Source organism: Mesorhizobium sp. WSM4830, from assembly GCF_055811495.1.
Map to the genome: position 1 here is coordinate 18,956 of NZ_JBVVQI010000006.1, position 17,812 is coordinate 36,767.

At 60.9% G+C, this 17,812-nt stretch carries 16 protein-coding genes; 12 read left to right on the top strand and 4 right to left on the bottom strand.

Annotation, left to right across the window (positions count from 1 at the left end; genetic code table 11):
* Positions 1-222 precede the first annotated feature (222 nt).
* The 6 genes from AC0L2Y_RS10045 (at position 223) to AC0L2Y_RS10070 (ending at position 5,327) form a co-directional block, all read left to right on the top strand.
* Positions 223-516 carry a DUF982 domain-containing protein gene (locus tag AC0L2Y_RS10045; RefSeq protein ID WP_473555776.1) on the top strand — a complete coding sequence of 98 codons (294 nt, stop codon included), beginning with the start codon at positions 223-225 and terminating at the stop codon, positions 514-516.
* A gap of 28 nt (positions 517-544) precedes the next feature.
* Complete coding sequence (locus tag AC0L2Y_RS10050) at positions 545-784, top strand: DUF2188 domain-containing protein (RefSeq protein ID WP_023674770.1); 240 nt, start codon at positions 545-547, stop codon at positions 782-784.
* Between the two features lie 164 nt (positions 785-948).
* The gene (locus AC0L2Y_RS10055; protein ID WP_352493393.1) at positions 949-2,034 is read left to right on the top strand and encodes an ABC transporter ATP-binding protein; all 1,086 of its coding nucleotides are present in this window, start codon (positions 949-951) and stop codon (positions 2,032-2,034) included.
* A 33-nt stretch (positions 2,035-2,067) separates the two neighbouring features.
* Entirely contained in the window at positions 2,068-3,393 is a 1,326-nt protein-coding gene (locus tag AC0L2Y_RS10060) for an ABC transporter substrate-binding protein (protein WP_473555779.1), read from the top strand.
* 187 nt (positions 3,394-3,580) lie between these two features.
* Positions 3,581-4,432 (top strand): carbohydrate ABC transporter permease, encoded by an 852-nt coding sequence (locus tag AC0L2Y_RS10065; protein ID WP_376705884.1) that lies wholly within the window; start codon positions 3,581-3,583, stop codon positions 4,430-4,432.
* Position 4,433: 1 nt separating this feature from the next.
* The gene (locus tag AC0L2Y_RS10070) at positions 4,434-5,327 is read left to right on the top strand and encodes a carbohydrate ABC transporter permease (RefSeq protein WP_473555782.1); all 894 of its coding nucleotides are present in this window, start codon (positions 4,434-4,436) and stop codon (positions 5,325-5,327) included.
* Positions 5,328-5,365: 38 nt separating this feature from the next.
* Here the strand turns inward: AC0L2Y_RS10070 and AC0L2Y_RS10075 are convergent, their stop codons facing one another.
* Positions 5,366-6,352, bottom strand: coding sequence for an alpha/beta fold hydrolase (locus AC0L2Y_RS10075; protein WP_473555783.1), 987 nt, complete (start codon positions 6,350-6,352; stop codon positions 5,366-5,368).
* A gap of 149 nt (positions 6,353-6,501) precedes the next feature.
* Here AC0L2Y_RS10075 and AC0L2Y_RS10080 point away from each other — a divergent pair, with 149 nt between their 5' ends.
* From AC0L2Y_RS10080 to AC0L2Y_RS10105, 6 genes are all read left to right on the top strand, one after another.
* Complete coding sequence (locus AC0L2Y_RS10080; RefSeq protein ID WP_473555785.1) at positions 6,502-7,251, top strand: competence/damage-inducible protein A; 750 nt, start codon at positions 6,502-6,504, stop codon at positions 7,249-7,251.
* Positions 7,252-7,328: 77 nt separating this feature from the next.
* Complete coding sequence (locus AC0L2Y_RS10085; RefSeq protein ID WP_352493398.1) at positions 7,329-8,162, top strand: universal stress protein; 834 nt, start codon at positions 7,329-7,331, stop codon at positions 8,160-8,162.
* Between the two features lie 214 nt (positions 8,163-8,376).
* Positions 8,377-8,877 (top strand): xanthine phosphoribosyltransferase, encoded by a 501-nt coding sequence (gene gpt / locus AC0L2Y_RS10090; protein ID WP_352493399.1) that lies wholly within the window; start codon positions 8,377-8,379, stop codon positions 8,875-8,877.
* 220 nt (positions 8,878-9,097) lie between these two features.
* Positions 9,098-9,586, top strand: coding sequence for an NUDIX hydrolase (locus AC0L2Y_RS10095; RefSeq protein ID WP_473555788.1), 489 nt, complete (start codon positions 9,098-9,100; stop codon positions 9,584-9,586).
* Positions 9,587-10,211: 625 nt separating this feature from the next.
* On the top strand, positions 10,212-13,976 hold the full coding sequence (locus tag AC0L2Y_RS10100) for a vitamin B12-dependent ribonucleotide reductase (RefSeq protein WP_473555789.1): 3,765 nt from the start codon (positions 10,212-10,214) through the stop codon (positions 13,974-13,976).
* Positions 13,977-14,005: 29 nt separating this feature from the next.
* Positions 14,006-14,374 (top strand): hypothetical protein, encoded by a 369-nt coding sequence (locus AC0L2Y_RS10105; RefSeq protein WP_473555790.1) that lies wholly within the window; start codon positions 14,006-14,008, stop codon positions 14,372-14,374.
* Positions 14,375-15,348: 974 nt separating this feature from the next.
* Here the strand turns inward: AC0L2Y_RS10105 and AC0L2Y_RS10110 are convergent.
* The 3 genes from AC0L2Y_RS10110 to AC0L2Y_RS10120 form a co-directional block, all read right to left on the bottom strand.
* Positions 15,349-16,134: a hypothetical protein gene (locus tag AC0L2Y_RS10110; protein ID WP_473555793.1), complete on the bottom strand. Its 786-nt coding sequence runs from the start codon at positions 16,132-16,134 to the stop codon at positions 15,349-15,351.
* The gene (locus AC0L2Y_RS10115; protein ID WP_473555795.1) at positions 16,135-16,599 is read right to left on the bottom strand and encodes a DUF488 domain-containing protein; all 465 of its coding nucleotides are present in this window, start codon (positions 16,597-16,599) and stop codon (positions 16,135-16,137) included. It lies immediately after the preceding gene.
* A 117-nt stretch (positions 16,600-16,716) separates the two neighbouring features.
* On the bottom strand, positions 16,717-17,736 hold the full coding sequence (locus tag AC0L2Y_RS10120; protein WP_473555796.1) for a glycoside hydrolase family 25 protein: 1,020 nt from the start codon (positions 17,734-17,736) through the stop codon (positions 16,717-16,719).
* Positions 17,737-17,812: the final 76 nt, after the last annotated feature.

Here is a 17,812-nt window from a genome sequence, read left to right on the forward strand (position 1 = left end):
TCTCGTCGACGGTTTCGCCAATCTCCAGCGTTGCAGAACGGGAGCCGAGGTTGCGGTCAGTCCTCTTCTCCCCGTCACTATACGGGGAGAAGGTGCCGGCAGGCGGATGAGGGGCAGCGCAAACCTGAAGTGATTGCCCCGACTGCGGCTAGATTGTTGAGCTATATTCGCCTGAGCTAACATAGTACTTGCAACCAAATCGGCCGCTCCGCGTTGGCGGCGATGATGGACAGCAAGCCATTTGAAAAGCCGGTCGTGGTCGAACTCGGCCATGTCGGCAAGTATCGCCACATCCGCAGCGCCCAGGAGGCGGCGGAGTGCCTGATGACGGTCTGGCCACTCAATCGCGGTCCGCGTCATCGTGATGCCCTCGACACTTGCCTAAAAGTGCTGGAAGGTTATCGTTCGACGGCGGATGCGCGCCGGGCACTGATCGAAGCCGCCAGGGAATCGGACGTGCTGGTCGCAGACGACAAGCTGCCAGACGACAGACTGGCCGACGACAGGCTGCATTGAGGCAACGGGCTTTCAACCGGAGGGTTTCATGGCGAAACTGACCTACAAGATCGTTGAGCATGACGGAGGCTGGGCCTACAAGGTCGGCTCGACATTCTCCGAAACATTTCCCACCCATCAGGACGCGTTGCGCGCCGCCGAGATCGCTTCCGCCGAACAGCAGGTCGCCGGCAACACCGACGGCATCCAGTACGAGGACGCCGACGGCAAATGGCACGACGAGCTCGCCGACGGCCGCGACCGGCCGCAGACCGAGGTTTCCGATTAGGGTGTCTCGATATCCCAGTGATGCCGGTGTGCTTTACAGGTCGGTTTGGTAGCGCTACCGTCTCACATCGCGCGTGACCGGGGAGGAGTCTGGGCGCTGTCGCGGGCCAGGCAGGAAAGCGGTTTCCTTCGAAGTCGTTGCAGGAATCAATCGGGAGGAGATCGATGGCGTCTGTCGCAATCGGCGATGTCTACAAATCATTTGGAAACGTCGAGGTCCTGCACGGGGTCAGCGTCGATATAAACGACGGCGAGTTCGTCACGCTGGTCGGTCCTTCGGGTTGCGGAAAGTCGACCCTGCTCAGAATGATCGCCGGCCTGGAAAAGATCTCGCGCGGCCAGATTGCGATCGGCAAACGTGTCGTCAACAACGTTGCGCCAAAGGAGCGCGACGTCGCCATGGTCTTCCAGAACTATGCGCTCTACCCGCATATGACGGTCGCCGAGAACATGGCGTTCTCGCTGATGCTCAAGGGCGTTCCCAAGACGGAGAGCGATGCCGGCGTGCGGCGCGCGGCCGAAATCCTGGGACTGGTGCCGCTGCTCGACCGCTATCCCCGCCAGCTTTCCGGCGGCCAGCGGCAGCGCGTCGCCATGGGCCGGGCGATCGTGCGTGACCCGCAGGTTTTCCTGTTCGACGAGCCGCTGTCCAATCTCGATGCCAAGCTCCGGGTGCAGATGCGCGCCGAGATCAAGGAACTGCACCAGCGCCTGAAGACGACGACGGTCTACGTCACCCACGACCAGATCGAGGCGATGACCATGGCCGACAAGATCGTCGTCATGCATGACGGCATCGTCGAGCAGATCGGGCCGCCGCTCGAACTCTACGACCGGCCGAACAATCTCTTTGTCGCCAGCTTCATCGGCTCGCCCGCCATGAACATGCTGAGGGGCGAGATCGTAAGCGACGGCTCGCCGTCGTTTCGGGGCGCCGGCGGGATTTCGGTCCCGTTGGCCTCGGCCCTTTCGATCGGCAATGGTGAGCCGGTCGTGCTGGGCATACGGCCCGAGCATTTACGGCTGTCCGACCATCTGGGCATTCCGGTCACTGTCGTGGTGGTCGAGCCGACAGGGTCCGAAGTGCAGCTGATCGGCCGCACCGCCGGCGGCGAGGAGATCGTCGCCAATTTCCGGGAACGCCATTCCTTCACGCCGGGCGAAACCATCCGGCTTACGGCCGAGCCTGGCCTCATCCATCTCTTTCACGGCAAAACCGGACAGCGGTTCGAAACACCCATCGAGCAGTAGGACGGCAAGGACAATAAGCAGGAGGAAGCGAGCATGAAATTCACCAGACGCGACGTGATCCGCACCACCGCCGGCGCGGCGGCGGGAGCCTTGGGAAGCCGGCTCATCGGCTCTCCCGCCTTTGCCCAGGAGGGATTGAAGTACAAGCCCGAGGACGGCGCCAAGCTCAGGCTGCTGCGCTGGTCGCCCTTCGTGCAGGGCGACGAGGATCAATGGCTGGCCAACACCAAGCGCTTCACCGAAGCGACCGGCGTCGAGGTCCGCGTCGACAAGGAAAGCTGGGAGGACATCCGCCCCAAGGCGGCGGTCGCCGCCAATGTCGGCTCCGGCCCGGACCTGATGTTCGTCTGGTTCGACGATCCGCACCAATATCCCGACAAGCTGCACGACGTGTCGGAACTGGGCGAATATCTCGGCTCGAAATATGGCGGCTGGCACGATGGACCGCACCAATATGCCACACGGCAAGGCAAATTCCTCGGCCTGCCGCTGGCCACCATCGGCAATGCCATCGTCTATCGCGAAAGCTGGGTGAAGGAGGCCGGCTTCTCCGAATTTCCGAAGGACACGGCAGGCTTGCTCGAACTTTGCAAGGCGTTGCAGGCGAAGGGCCATCCGGCCGGCTTCACACACGGCCACGGCGTCGGCGACGGCAACAACTACGCCCACTGGCTGCTGTGGAGCCACGGCGGCAAAATGGTCGACGAGAGCAGCAAGGTGACGATCAACAGCCCCGAAACGCTGAAGGCGATCGAATACGCGCAGGAGCTCTACAAGACCTTCATTCCCGGTACCGAAAGCTGGCTCGACGTCAACAACAACCGCGCCTTCCTGGCCGGCGAATTGAGCGTCATCGCCAACGGCATTTCGGCCTACAACACCGCCAAGATCAACAAGGACAAGGATCCGAAACTGGCCGAGATGGCCAAGGACATCCGCACCACCAACCTGCCGATCGGTCCGGTCGGGAAATCCGTCGAGCTGTTCCAGGTGACCACGGCCGTGATCTTCGACTACACGCCCTACCCCAACGCGGCCAAGGCCTATCTGCAGTTCATGTTCGAGGAACCGCAAATGGCCAAGTGGATCACGTCCTCGGCGGGCTATTGCTGCCAGACGCTCAAAGCCTTCGACAACAACCCGGTGTGGACGGCCGATCCGAACAATGCCGCCTACGCCAAGGCCTCGGCGACGCTGCGGCCCAACGGCTATGCCGGCCCGCTTGGCTATGCCTCGGCGGCGACCATGGCCGACTATGTGCTGGTCGATATGTTCGCCAAGGCGGTGACCGGCCAGGCGACGCCGCAAGAAGCGATGGAAGAAGCCGAGAAGCGCGCAAACCGCTACTATCGCGTTTGAGCCGGATTCAGCCGGGCGGCCATGCTGCCCGGCTTCGAATCGCGCATGGCCGCCCGGCCGTTCAATGAGACCCTAGAGGAGCCGACCCATGGCCGTGACCTCCGCTGCCGCTCAGCCACGCCGGTCGACGCTGTCGCGCATTTTGACGTTCGTGTCTGAAAGTCATAACGCGCTTGGCTTCGGCTTCATGCTGCCGGCGGCGGCACTGCTGCTGGTCTTCCTGACCTATCCGCTCGGGCTCGGCGTCTGGCTCGGCTTCACCGATGCCCGCATCGGCCGCCCCGGCATCTTCATCGGCATCGAGAACTACGAATATCTGTGGGACGACGCCGTCTTCTGGCTCTCCGTCTTCAACACATTGCTCTACACGATCAGCGCCTCGATCCTGAAGTTTGCGCTCGGCCTGTGGCTGGCGCTTATCCTCAACCAGAACCTGCCGTTCAAATCGTTCTTCCGCGCGATCGTCCTGCTCCCCTGGGTGGTGCCGACCGTGCTGTCGGCGATCGCCTTCTGGTGGATCTACGATTCCCAGTTCTCGATCCTGTCCTGGGCGCTTATGGAAATGGGCCTGATCGACCATCGCATCAACTTCCTCGGCGATCCGGAGAATGCGCGGGCTTCGGTCATCGCCGCCAATGTCTGGCGCGGCATTCCTTTCGTGGCGATAACGCTGCTTGCGGGCCTGCAGACGATTCCGCAGTCGCTCTACGAGGCCGCCACGCTCGACGGCGCCAGCCGCTGGCAATTGTTCCGCTATGTGACGCTGCCGCTGCTGACGCCGATCATAGCCATCACCATGACGTTTTCGGTGCTGTTCACCTTCACCGATTTCCAGCTGATCTATGTGCTGACGCGCGGCGGGCCGGTCAACGCCACCCATTTGATGGCGACGCTGTCGTTCCAGCGCGGCATTTCCGGAGGCCAGCTTGGCGAAGGCGCCGCGATCGCAGTCGCCATGATCCCGTTCCTGCTGGCGGCGATCCTGTTCAGCTACTTTGGCCTGCAGCGCCGCAAATGGCAGCAGGGCGGCGGAGATTGACATGACCGCGATCGATACAAGCAAACGCCCGGAACTCGACGAAGGCGGCATGGGCTACCTGCAGAGCGTGCCGCGCCGCGTGGTGACGGTCTACCTGCCGTTGCTGATCTTCGTCATCGTGCTGTTGTTTCCGTTCTACTGGATGACGATCACGGCGGTTAAGCCCAACCTCGAGATGACCGACTACGCCAATTTCAATCCGTTCTGGGTGGTGCATCCGACGCTCGAGCATATCCGCTACCTGCTCTTCGAGACATCCTATCCGGGCTGGCTGCTCAACACGATCATCATTTCGACCGCCGCCACGTTCCTGTCGCTGCTGGCTGCCGTGTTCGCTGCCTATGCGATCGAACGCTTGCGGTTCTCCGGGGCGCGGCAGGTCGGCCTCGCGGTGTTCCTCGCCTATCTCGTACCGCCCTCGATCCTGTTCATTCCGCTGTCGGTGATGGTGTTCAACCTTGGGCTTTACGACACGCCCTTCGCGCTCATCCTCACCTATCCGACCTTCCTGATCCCGTTCTGCACCTGGCTGCTGATGGGTTACTTCCGCTCGATCCCGTTCGAGCTGGAAGAATGCGCGCTGATCGACGGCGCGAGCCGCTGGCAGATCCTCACCAAGATCGTGCTGCCGCTGTCGGTGCCGGGGCTGATTTCCGCCGGCATCTTCGCATTCACCCTGTCATGGAACGAGTTCATCTATGCCTTGACCTTCATCCAGTCGTCCGAAAACAAGACCGTGCCGGTCGGCGTGCTCACCGAGCTGGTGCGCTCGGACGTCTATGAATGGGGGGCGCTGATGGCGGGAGCGCTGATCGGTTCATTGCCGGTCGTGGTGCTCTATTCGTTCTTTGTCGAGCACTATGTTTCCTCGATGACCGGAGCCGTGAAGGAATAGCCGGCATGGTCAGGAATGCGCGAGGGTTGCGGGAGGTGTCAGCTGGCGGTGTCGGACTTCGGCGCAAATGCGCGGTCGGCAATGCGTTCGATGAAAGCGACGACCCGTTCCGGCTCGACGAATTGTGGCATGTGGCCAAGCCCCTCGACCGGCTCGAAATCGAGCCCGCTGATCTTTTCCATCAGCGGCCAGCCATGGGTGTCGATGCCCAGCACCTGGTCGGAAGCACCAAACAGAATGCCGGCCGGCATGGCGATCTCGCGATAGCGTTGCTCGATGCGGCCAAGGTCGTGCTCAATGGCCACGACGTCGGTCGATGTCGCGTAGAAATGGCTTGGCCTCAGCCCGCACCAGCCGCCGCCCTCGACCATATAGTCGGCCGGCGCCGTCTGCGGTGCAAAGATGAAGGCAAGCGTCGGTTCGGCATATTTGAGAGCCGCCGGGATCGCCACCGTATGAGCCATGATCCGCCGCCGCAGCGACGACTTGACGTATAGCGGGCCGAACTTCTCGCGCGCGTCCGGCTCCAGATGGGTCAGCGGCGCCAGCAAGGCGATACCGGAAATCGCCTCTGGACGCTCGACAGCCAGCGTCAGCCCGATGGCGCCACCCAGCGAATGACCGACGACCAGAGGCTTTTCCAGCCCGAGCGCCTCGATGAAACGCCGTACGATCTCGGCCTGCTCGGGCAGCCGTCCGCTGGCGCCCCTGGCCCGCACCGAATAGCCGGAGCCAGGACGGTCGAGCGCAATCAGCCGATAGTTCGGGCCGAACCGTCCGAACAGCGTGTGGCCGAATTGATGAAGCTGCGCGCCGAGGCCGTGGAGGAAGACGATCGGCCGCCCCTCGCCCGTCTCGACATAATGAATGCGGTTGCCGTCGATCTCGATGAATTTTCCGCTGGCCGGCACCAGCCTTTCGGCCTTCGCCGCAATCCGCCGCGTCGCCAGCAGAGGATAGGCTGCCATGACGAGCGCCAGCAGAAGCAGCGCGCCGGGCAGCCATAGCAGAATCGGTACCGGCATGTCTTGCTCAAGGCTCCAAACCGGCACGCAGCATCACCCGCCGAAGGGTCCACGGCAAGGGAGGTGGCACAGATGGATCCGTCGTTTGGCGGCATTGCCGCCGGCCGTCCGTCGCGCTATCTCAGGCGACCCGTTTGCCGGAGCCAATCATGACCGAAATCGTCACTGCCGCCATGCTCGTCATCGGCGACGAGATTCTGTCCGGCCGCACCAAGGACAAGAACATCGGCCACCTCGCCGACATCATGACGGCGATCGGCATCGACCTGAAAGAAGTGCGCATCGTTGCGGACGAGGAAGACGAGATCGTCGCTGCAGTGAATGCGCTGCGCGCCCGCTACACCTATGTCTTCACCACCGGCGGCATCGGCCCAACACATGACGACATCACCGCCGATTCGGTTGCCAAGGCCTTTGGCGTGCCATGCGAATACGACGCCAGGGCCTACGCCCTGCTGGAGGCAAGCTACGCCGCCCGCGGCATCGAATACACCGAAGCACGCAAGCGCATGGCGCGGATGCCGCGCGGGGCAGACCACATCGACAACCCGGTGTCGGTTGCGCCGGGCTTTCGCATTGGCAACGTCCATGTCATGGCCGGCGTGCCGGCGATTTTCCAGGCGATGCTCGACAATGTCGTGCCGACATTGAGGGCCGGCACCAAAATGCTGTCGGCAACCGTGGAATGCCCGTTCGGTGAAGGCCTGATCGGCGGGCCGCTGGGCGACATCCAGAAGGCGCATCCGGACACGATCATCGGCTCCTACCCGAAATATGGCGACGGCAAGTTCTGGACGGAACTGGTGGTGCGGGCCCGCAGCCAGCAGGCGCTGGACTCGGCACGCGCCGACGTAGAGGCTATGGTGGCGAGCTTGACCAGGGCAAGCAGGGTGGGCTGATCGGCCGGCCTGACGGAACCAGCATCGCGCAGTGACGTTTGTCACGAGTGGGATCGCCGTAAAACTGAGGGATTGCCATGCGCTTCAAGACCATCGTTGCCATATTGCAGAATGAACAGGATGCCGAGCGCGTCCTCGACTGCGCGATCCCGCTGGCCAGCCGATTCCAGAGCCATCTGATCGGTATTCATGCAGAGGCGCTGCCCGTGCCCTACACCTCGGCCACCGGCTTTCCGGACACCGAGTTCCTGCAGGTTTCCGCCGACATGAACCGGGAGCGCGCCGAGAAGTTGCAGGCCGCCTTTTACAAGCGCATCGAGAATTCCGGCCTGTCGTTCGAGTGGCGCAGCCTCGAGAGTTTTTCCGGCGACAGTGCGCTGACCGGCATCTCGACTGTTCGCACCGCGGACCTGATCATCGCCGCGCAGCGCGAATCCGGCAGCGACCCGAGCGCGGACGTCGACACGCTGGTCTACGATGCCGGCCGGCCGGTGCTGGTGGTGCCGCATTCGGGTCCGCTGGTGACCAGCTTCAAGCATGTGCTGCTCGCCTGGAACGGCAGCAAGGAAGCCGCGCGCGCCGCCTTCGATGCCCTGCCCTTCATCATCGAGGCCGAGAAGACGGACATCGTCGTCATCGACCCGCCGGATACGCTCGACGAGGCGCCGGAAACGGCCGGCGCAGAGATCGCCGCCTCGCTGTCCAGGCACGGCGCGACCGTCAGCGTCTCGGTGCTGAGGTCCGGCGGCGCCTCGGTCGACGACATCATCCAGACCAGGGTCGCCGAGTCGGGTGCGGACCTGCTCGTGCTCGGCGCCTACAGCCATTCCTGGCTGCGCCAGCTGCTGTTCGGCGGAGTGACACGGACGGTGCTGCGCACCGCCCCGGTGGCGGCTTTCCTGTCGCGGTAGAGCATGATCCCGAAAAGTGGAATCCGGTTTTCGGAAAGATCATGCTCAAGAAAAAAGAATAGAGCCCCATCCCGATTAGGTCGGGATGGAACAGGCTCTAGGTTCACAGGGATAGCTTTGCCACTCCCCTTGCCAAGGGCAAGCCTTTCCAGTTAATTCCGCGCGCATTCCATAGTGTCTGCGCGCGATGCGCGCTTTGCGGAGTGCGCGAAAGATGTCCCTGCCCGAAAAAGCCTTCCCGGTCTCCTGGGACCAGTTCCACCGCGATGCGCGCGCGCTCGCCTGGCGGCTTGCCGGCGCCAACAAGGGGCAATGGAAGGCGATCGTCTGCATCACGCGCGGCGGCCTGGTTCCGGCCGCCATTATTTCGCGCGAGCTTGGCATCCGCATCATCGAGACAGTCTGCGTTGCCTCATACCACGACTATACCAGCCAAGGGCAGTTGCAGGTGCTGAAGGAGATCACGCCGGCGCTGCTCGCCGATGACGGCGCCGGCGTGCTGATCATCGACGACCTCACCGACACCGGCAAGACGGCGGGCATCGTGCGCGCGATGATGCCCAAGGCGCATTTCGCCACCGTCTATGCCAAGCCGAAAGGCAGGCCGATGGTCGACACTTTCGTTACCGAGGTCAGCCAGGACACCTGGATCTATTTCCCTTGGGACATGGGCTTCACCTACCAAAAGCCGATCGCCGACGACCACGCCGGCTGATTCGCGGCAACGCCGCTCATTGCAGCCGGTCGCCCAAGGCACCATCCGCGACCGACAAAATGCCGGCGTGATGCTCGCGCGGCCGCGTCATTTGGTCGAGACCGGCGCAATTGGCGCAATTTCGTTGGTCCATGAAAGATTTTTTACTTTTATTGCTCATGATTAGCCGTAAGATTCGTAAGACGGCAAACGATTCTGGAAGCTGGGGCAAGCTTCTCCGATGTTGACAAGGCCAACGACGCACAACCATCTGGCCGAAAGGGTCCGGCGACTCTTCGGCACGGTGCCGTCCCGCCTGCAGGTTGCAGCCCTGCCCTGGCGCGATAGCGGCGACGGCGTCGAAATCATGCTGATCACCAGCCGCGATACCGGCCGCTGGGTGCTTCCCAAGGGCTGGCCGGAAGCAAAGGAGCCGCTTTGCGAGGCGGCGGCGCGCGAGGCCGGCGAGGAGGCCGGGCTGCGCGGCACGATCTCGCATCACGAGGCCGGCCGCTATTTCTATGCCAAGGTGCTGGATTCCGGCGAGGAAGTGCCGTGCGAGGTGCTGGTGTTCCCGCTGGAGGTCGACAAGGTCGCCGACCGATGGAAGGAAAAGCGGGCACGCACCCGCAAGTGGGTCAGCGCCGCCGAGGCTATGCGCATGGTGCATGAACCGGACCTTTGCCAGATCATCGCCCATTTCTGCGCCGATCCACGCCGGTTCTCCTGAGCCCGAGCCGCGCATAGCCGCGTCAGGGTGCCGCTCCGCGGAGCCGAACCTCCCTCGCCGCGCTCCGCTTCTATCCCCGTTATCCACATATGTGACACACAAGATGTTGGGGTCATAAAAGCTACGCAAACGAATCCTTGACGCCGCAAAACGAGTCGCCTTTTATAGGCCATGCGCTCCTGTTGAGAGTGCGACCGGAAGAGTTTCGAGGCCGGTCTTTTTCCCGGAATATGTGCGTTTTGAGCCGCATTCCCGCCTGTTCACGAGGCCGGCGAAGGCGTGGAATTTTGAAGCTCTTTTGGGGCGAAAGGGAGGATTGTCGGACTTGAATAAATTGTCTGTTAATACTATATTTAGTGTTTGCAGGTAGGTTCGACGCTAGATAATGTGAAGTTCCCTCGATCGAGGGCGTTGCAAAAAGTTTTCAGTTTTGAGGGACCCACAGGGTCCGTGAGCGCGTTGGACAGCGGGCCTCGCAAGAGGTTCGACCGGCAGGGCGGCGGAGACTGTGACGATGAGAGCCGGCGGTTTTCGAACGCCGGCAGACGGCGGCCATGCGCGTTTCGTCAAGAGGGCAGAAATCCTCTGGGAAAAGCGCTATATGTAGACAAAAGGGACCGGACCAATGCGCATCGAGCGTCGTTTCACCAAGCCAGGGCAATCAGCTTACGCGGAGATCGAATTCCGCAAGGCGCTTTCGGAGATCAAGAATCCGGATGGGTCGGTGGTGTTCCGCTTGGACAACATCGACGTGCCGGCGCAGTTCTCCCAGGTTGCCGCCGATATCCTGGCGCAGAAATATTTCCGCAAGGCGGGCGTCCCGGCACGGCTGAAGAAGGTCGAGGAGACGCAAGTCCCCTCCTTCCTGTGGCGCTCCGTCGCTGACGAGGCTGAACTGGCCAAGCTGCCGGAAGCCGAGCGCTACGGTTCCGAGACCGACGCCCGCCAGGTCTTCGACCGGCTTGCCGGTACCTGGACCTATTGGGGCTGGAAGGGCGGCTACTTCAAGTCGGAGGAAGACGCGCGCGCCTTCCGCGACGAGCTCGCCTATATGCTGGCCACCCAGCGCGTCGCGCCGAATTCGCCGCAATGGTTCAACACCGGCCTGCACTGGGCCTATGGCATCGACGGTCCCAGCCAGGGCCATTTCTATGTCGACCCGTTCACCGGCAAGCTGACCAAGTCGAAGTCTTCCTACGAGCATCCGCAGCCGCATGCCTGCTTCATCCAGGGCGTGCAGGACGATCTCGTCAACGAAGGCGGCATCATGGACCTGTGGGTGCGTGAGGCGCGCCTGTTCAAATACGGCTCCGGCACCGGCTCCAACTTCTCGTTCCTGCGCGGCGAAGGCGAAAAGCTGTCGGGCGGCGGCCGCTCGTCGGGGCTGATGAGCTTCCTCAAGATCGGCGACCGCGCGGCGGGCGCCATCAAGTCGGGCGGCACGACGCGTCGCGCCGCGAAAATGGTCATCGTCGACGCCGATCATCCCGACATCGAGGAATTCATCGACTGGAAGGTCAATGAGGAGCAGAAGGTCGCCTCGCTGGTCACCGGCTCGAAGATCGTCAAGAAGCACCTCGAAGCGATCATGAAGGCCTGCATCAACTGCGAAGGCAATGGCGAGGATTGCTTCGATCCGGCGGTCAACACCGCGCTGAAGCGCGAGATCAAGGCGGCCAAGAAGGATGCGGTGCCGGAGAACTACATCTACCGCGTCATCCAGTTCGCCAAGCAGGGCTACACCTCGATGTCGTTCAAGACCTACGACACCGACTGGGATTCCGACGCCTATCTCACCGTTTCCGGCCAGAACTCCAACAATTCGGTGTCGCTGAAGGACGATTTCCTGCGCGCCGTCGAGCAGGATGGCGACTGGCATCTCACCGCCCGCAAGGACGGCAAGGTGCTGAAGACGCTGAAGGCGCGCGATCTCTGGGAAAAGATCGGCTATGCCGCGTGGGCGTCGGCCGATCCGGGCCTGCATTTCAACACGACAATGAACGACTGGCACACCTGCGCCTCGGCCGGTGCGATCCGGGCGTCCAACCCGTGCTCGGAATACATGTTCCTCGACGACACCGCCTGCAACCTGGCGTCGATCAACCTCCTGCCCTACCGCAATGCGGACGGCACGATCGACATTGCCGCCTACGAGCACACGGTGCGGCTGTGGACCATGGTCCTGGAAATCTCGGTCATGATGGCGCAGTTCCCGTCGAAGGAGATCGCTAAGCTTTCCTACGAGTACCGCACGCTCGGCCTCGGCTACGCCAATATCGGCGGCCTGCTGATGACCTCGGGTATTCCCTATGATTCCGACGAGGGCCGCGCCATCTGCGCCGCCCTCACCGCGATCATGACCGGCACGGCCTATGCCACTTCGGCTGAAATGGCCGCCGAGCTCGGCGCCTTCCCCGACTATGACCGCAATGCGCAGAACATGCTGCGCGTCATGCGCAACCATCGCCGTGCTGCCTATGGCGAAAGGGACGGCTACGAAAAGCTTGCCGTCAACCCGGTGCCGCTGGTCGCCTCGGATCTCAAGCAGCAGGAGCTTGCCGACCATGCCAAGGCGGCCTGGGACCGCGCCATCGAGCTTGGCGAGGAGCATGGCTACCGCAACGCGCAGGCAACGGTGATCGCGCCGACCGGCACGATCGGCCTGGTGATGGATTGCGATACCACCGGCATCGAGCCCGACTTCGCGCTGGTGAAGTTCAAGAAGCTCGCCGGCGGCGGCTATTTCAAGATCATCAACCGCGCCGTACCGGAAGCGCTGCGCACGCTCGGTTATTCCGAGAGCCAGATCGCCGAGATCGAGGCTTATGCCGTCGGCCACGGCAATCTCAACCAGGCGCCGGGCGTCAACCTCGTCTCGCTCAAGGCCAAAGGCTTCACCGACGACAAGATCGCAGCGCTCAACGCCGCATTGAAATCGGCCTTCGACATCAAGTTCGTCTTCAACCAGTGGACGCTGGGTGCCGATTGGGTGAAGGAGACGTTCGGCTTCACCGACGAGCAGCTCAACGATTTCTCGTTCGAGATGCTGCCGGCGCTGGGCTTTTCCAAGAAGGACATCGAGGCCGCCAACATCCATGTCTGCGGTGCGATGACGCTGGAAGGCGCGCCGTTCCTGAAGGCCGAACACCTGCCGGTGTTCGACTGCGCCAGCCCGTGCGGCAAGATCGGCAAGCGTTCGCTGTCGATCAACAGCCACATCATGATGATGGCGGCGGCGCAGCCCTTCATCTCCGGCGCCATTTCCAAGACCATCAACATGCCGAACGACGCGACGGTGGAAGACGCCAAGGGCGCCTACATGCTGTCGTGGAAGCTGGCGCTGAAGGCCAATGCGCTCTATCGCGACGGCTCGAAGCTGTCGCAGCCGCTCAACGCCTCGCTGCTCGCCGATGGCGAAGAGGACGAGGACGAAGCCGTCGAGCAGCTGATCGCGGCACCGGCCGCTCAGCGTGCCGTGCAGGTGACCGAGAAGATCGTCGAGCGCGTCGTCGAGCGTCTCTACCGCGACCGCGAGAAACTGCCGAACCGCCGCAAGGGCTATACCCAGAAGGCGGTCGTCGGCGGCCACAAGGTCTATCTCAGGACCGGCGAGTTCGACGACGGCCGTATCGGCGAGATCTTCATCGACATGCACAAGGAAGGTGCCGCCTTCCGGGCGATGATGAACAACTTCGCCATCGCCATCTCGCTCGGCCTGCAATATGGCGTGCCGCTCGAGGAATTCGTCGAGGCCTTCACCTTCACCAAATTCGAGCCGGCTGGCATGGTGCAGGGCAACGACGCCATCAAGAACGCCACCTCGATCCTCGATTATGTGTTCCGCGAACTGGCCGTCTCCTATCTCGGCCGCCACGACCTCGCCCATGTCGACCAGTCGGACTTCGACAAGACCGCACTCGGGCGCGGCATCAACGAAGGCAAGGCGACGCCCTTCTCCAAGGGTCTCACCCGCGGTGCCTCGCCGGTCAAGCTGGTGTCGGGCATGGGTGCCGAGCCGAAAGGCTTTGCGGGTTCGGGCTCCGGAACTCCGGCCCGTACCGCCCCGACCGCCTTCTCCGGCTCCAACGTGCTGACGCTGAAGCCGGCAAGCGACGAAGCCATCGCCTACAAGCGTGACTACGAGGAGCGCGCCAGGGAACTGGTCGAGGACATCGTCTACGCGGAAGCCTCCGACCCGACGGAGCTGTTCACCGACGAGGCGGCGAAAGAAGCAGCCGAAGCCAAAGCGCTCGCCGCCAACCGGCGCCAGCAATCGCTGATGCAGGGCTACACCGGCAACGAATGCTCGGAATGCCATAACTTCACGATGGTGCGGAACGGGACGTGCGAGAAGTGCGATACTTGTGGGGCTACGAGCGGGTGTTCGTGATGGGCAGGTGGTGGAGAGGAGTTCGGGTTATGAGGCTTCATTCGGTAAACACCACCGACATTATTCTCACTCGGCTGACTTCAGTCAGCCGAGTTGCGGCATTTGATGCAATGCCACTGCTGGATCCTGATATCGGTGTGGCGTTTGACTTTATTCCGGATGAACGTGGATTGATCTGCTGGTTCAATCAGGATGGAAGTTTGGAATCCATTGATGTCGTGATGATCTCTATGCGTCAGCGGTTGGTCGACATTTATAGGGGAACGGGCGGTACAGGCAGGCGGGCGCTTGAAATTTTTGGTTATGAGCCTTGCTCGGACCCAAAGGCTGTGGGCAAAAAAATCCTCGACGATCATGTACGGACCTACGAGAGATTCCCCGCAGCTCGAACCGCGTAATTTTTACTTTATTTGCTGACAAGAAAAAGGGGCCTCAGGGCCCCTTTTTCGTTCAGATTATTTGACGGCGCGTAGCTTGGGTCTTGTCGAAAGGCCTTTTGCAGGCCGTGGCCCCGACTGAATCATCGTTTCAGAGCCTGTTTCATTCCCATCGCGATCAAACCGAAATTCTGTTGTTCGCCCCGATTGTCCTGTGATTGAAATTCGAAAAGGCTCAGCACTACTCGGAACCACGTCAAACTCAACTGTGACACCGGTATCGTAATCGTCAACGCGCAATGGCTTAGTCGGAATTTTTCCATCTCGCGGACTCATTGCATCCACAGCCTTTCTCCCCTCGATATTTAGAGTGCCTTGTGACCAGCATCACAACATATAGCGTCGCCGTGTCACCAATTCGTTAAGCCAGACTCGTATGTCAATTGGAAGTGGCCATTTAATTTATGCACGATTCTCAGGATCGCCATAGCCAATTCCATTGAACGAACATCGCGCCTTTTTCATATCCTACCGCATCACATCATACGTTTAAGAAAACGACACGCCCGCGTTAAGTTCCCAAGTTTTCTGTCAGATTACGCTATCTCGCAGCAGGGAGAAAGAAAGAGTTGCCGCTACGCCGTGTCCGCCTATCCAATCGCGGCTAGGTTTTCTCGCCGCCGTGGAATCACCCGCCAGGAACCCTGAACAGCATCCTCAAACAATCCGGTCTGAGGAGTGACGAAATGCAATACGCGGTGGTGATTGAAGAAGCGGAAACAATTTTTCCGTTACGTGCCGGACCTGCCCGGCTGCATCGCGACCGATACGACAGTGCCTGAGGTGGAAACGGAAAATTCGCGACGCAATACACTTTCATATCGAAGGCTTGTGAACCGATGGACTGGATATGCCCGAAGTATCAGCCTGACCGAATACGGGAGGTATTGCGCCGTCCAAGCGTCCGCTCCAACGCCGCACCGGAAACGGTCCTGTCAAAAAAGCGATTCTTGGATCTCTTCCTCAACCCCATGGTTGAGACGGATCACCCCGTTGATAAGCCACTGCGGATACGCCTTGTGGGTTCCCATAGCCAAAACAAAGCCTTTTTCCGGATACTCAGCGCCGAATCGCTCCGCCATTTTTCGTAGCGTTTCTGCCTCACCATACAGCCGCCGCCACTTGAGGAAAGTAGCCTCGATTTCCCAATCCTGACAGGTCCCTTCACGCGGCCCGTCTGCCGTTTGATATTTGTACTTGAATAGGAATGGAGCTGGCTCATATGGGACTAAATCTTTGCCCAAAAATCCAAACAAGCTATTCGCCTCTTGATCGTGCCACAAACGAAACCGTGCTTTCTCAGCCTCAAAGGTCTGGCGGTCTTTTCTTTCAGCTACAAACTGCGCGTTTTGTGGCCGAATGAGCGCCAAACTTCGACCTTGATCCAGTTCAACATTGAGGCTGGAAACAACGTGGCGAGCAATAAATTGTGGCCGTGACCTTTCTGACAATCTGCCCGTGATCACTAACGATTTATGCTCTAGCCTGCGGCTCTCGCTTCGATGATCACCCTTAGGGAGACGCCAATTATATTGAATTGTGTCCCATCTACCAAACTTCTGCGCGTCCTCAAGAGTCCGGAAGGCTACAGGATAAAGACGAATCCAGTTGCCCTCAAAATCGAGCCCCGCACAACAAACCAGTTCCCCATGACTCTCTCCAACGCGAGGTGCAGCCTTTACCAACACCACCGCAGAGCCGCGTTGAGAAAGGGATGTCAATCACGCAGCCTTTAGAGAAAAGCCTTTCGGAACACCAAGATTTCTAACTGGATTCTTTCGGATTTTCAATATCTGTTCACAAACAATAGAGCGATGGCAATCCTTATGATCCCTTTCAAAGCACATCAGGCATATGTTCTTTGTTTCGGACTGCAGTGCTAGATCACGAATTAATTTTTCAGCAGTCTCATTTGCGATATGGCTCCTGAAAATTCGCTCAAATCGCTGCCGGTCGCCCCTTCGCGCGGCAAGCCTGCCCTCTTTAGGATCGCCGAGAGCCTTTGTATGACGATAATTGATGCCAGAATTTTCAAGATGGTTCTTAAGCGAATTTTTGGAGAAGCCGGGTTTTCGCGACAGAGGCAAATCTCTGACATCGACCAGCAATTCCACTCCTGCTGATCTCAGCACGGATACAAAATCGGCAATCTCAGACCCTTCGTAACCTATAGTCAGTAGCGCCATTGAACATCTCTTTGCCTGCCGCGCAGCTCATAGCCGATCGACCTTGTCCGAAGCCCTACGTATTATCAACCCTTAGATCGTTCGACCTGCATACGCATTTAGCCGCGGCATCCGCCCTCATTCCGCCTCGGCCACCATCTGCCGTCCGCTCACCCAGTCGCGCCAGGCCTTCTCATCGCCACGGAACACATTGAGGTCGATGCGGCCCCTCACCCCGTGCGACAGGCCGGAGCCGGAATATTGCCAGAACAGCCATTTGCGGCCGGGATAGACCTTTGACGGGTGGGCGGCCACGGCGCGCAGCCAGAATGGATAATCCGGGAAGGCGCCGCGCAGGTTGTCGCGGTAGAAGTCGGGCGCGGTGTAGATGATCGGGCGCTGGCCGTAGTGGCGCTCGAGCTTGTCCATGAACACCTGCATTTTCTCCAGCACCTTTTGCCGCGACGGGCGGCGCTTGCAGCTGGATTCGCCGTTCCACTCGACGTCGATCACCGGCGGCAGCGCGCCCTCGACCCGCGGCACATTGCGGATGAACCAGTCGGCCTGCTCGCCGGCGGTGCGGCACCAGTAGAAGAAATGATAGGCGCCGCGCTTCAGGCCGGCGGCGTCGGCATTGCGCCAGTTCCTGGCAAACATCGGGTCGAGATGATCGCCGCCGTCGGTCGCCTTGATGTAGGCGAAGTTGGCGCCCTGGGCGCGCAGCTTTTGCCAGTTCACATTGCCCTGCCAGCGCGAAACGTCGACGCCATGGACGGCGAGGCGCCTTGGCGAGGAGGACTTGCCGAAATTGATCGGCTTGGCGTCGCGAAAACCATAGCGCGTGACCGGCTCGGCAAGCATCGCCGGTGCTGCGCGTGTCAGCCGCTTCGGCGGCGACACCAGCGCGATCACCTCGGCCGGCGGTTCGACGCCCTGGTCGGGTACGTCCATCGCGACCGGCTGTTCGTCCTGCTCCTGGTCGGCGAAGGCTGGCGCGGCGTCGGCAATCGTCGGCGATGCAATCGGCGCTGGCGGCCGCACAACCGAGCTGGTGGTCTCGCTGGACGGCACTTGCAGCGCATCGACGCCGGAGGTCGACGTGCAGCCGGCAAGGCACAGCGCTGCGATCGAAAAGATGACGACGCCTGATATCCGCATCTGGACCTGTACGCAAAACACAACAGACCGAAGGCAGGACAACGCCGCCGGACAAACCAAGCTGGATTCCTAACAA

Coding starts and splice junctions, on each gene's coding strand:
- AC0L2Y_RS10045 (WP_473555776.1), top strand. CDS start 223: ATGATGGACAGCAAGCCATTTGAAAAGCCGGTCGTGGTCGAACTCGGC.
- AC0L2Y_RS10050 (WP_023674770.1), top strand. CDS start 545: ATGGCGAAACTGACCTACAAGATCGTTGAGCATGACGGAGGCTGGGCC.
- AC0L2Y_RS10055 (WP_352493393.1), top strand. CDS start 949: ATGGCGTCTGTCGCAATCGGCGATGTCTACAAATCATTTGGAAACGTC.
- AC0L2Y_RS10060 (WP_473555779.1), top strand. CDS start 2,068: ATGAAATTCACCAGACGCGACGTGATCCGCACCACCGCCGGCGCGGCG.
- AC0L2Y_RS10065 (WP_376705884.1), top strand. CDS start 3,581: ATGCTGCCGGCGGCGGCACTGCTGCTGGTCTTCCTGACCTATCCGCTC.
- AC0L2Y_RS10070 (WP_473555782.1), top strand. CDS start 4,434: ATGACCGCGATCGATACAAGCAAACGCCCGGAACTCGACGAAGGCGGC.
- AC0L2Y_RS10075 (WP_473555783.1), bottom strand. CDS start 6,352: ATGCCGGTACCGATTCTGCTATGGCTGCCCGGCGCGCTGCTTCTGCTG.
- AC0L2Y_RS10080 (WP_473555785.1), top strand. CDS start 6,502: ATGACCGAAATCGTCACTGCCGCCATGCTCGTCATCGGCGACGAGATT.
- AC0L2Y_RS10085 (WP_352493398.1), top strand. CDS start 7,329: ATGCGCTTCAAGACCATCGTTGCCATATTGCAGAATGAACAGGATGCC.
- gpt (WP_352493399.1), top strand. CDS start 8,377: ATGTCCCTGCCCGAAAAAGCCTTCCCGGTCTCCTGGGACCAGTTCCAC.
- AC0L2Y_RS10095 (WP_473555788.1), top strand. CDS start 9,098: ATGTTGACAAGGCCAACGACGCACAACCATCTGGCCGAAAGGGTCCGG.
- AC0L2Y_RS10100 (WP_473555789.1), top strand. CDS start 10,212: ATGCGCATCGAGCGTCGTTTCACCAAGCCAGGGCAATCAGCTTACGCG.
- AC0L2Y_RS10105 (WP_473555790.1), top strand. CDS start 14,006: ATGAGGCTTCATTCGGTAAACACCACCGACATTATTCTCACTCGGCTG.
- AC0L2Y_RS10115 (WP_473555795.1), bottom strand. CDS start 16,599: ATGGCGCTACTGACTATAGGTTACGAAGGGTCTGAGATTGCCGATTTT.
- AC0L2Y_RS10120 (WP_473555796.1), bottom strand. CDS start 17,736: ATGCGGATATCAGGCGTCGTCATCTTTTCGATCGCAGCGCTGTGCCTT.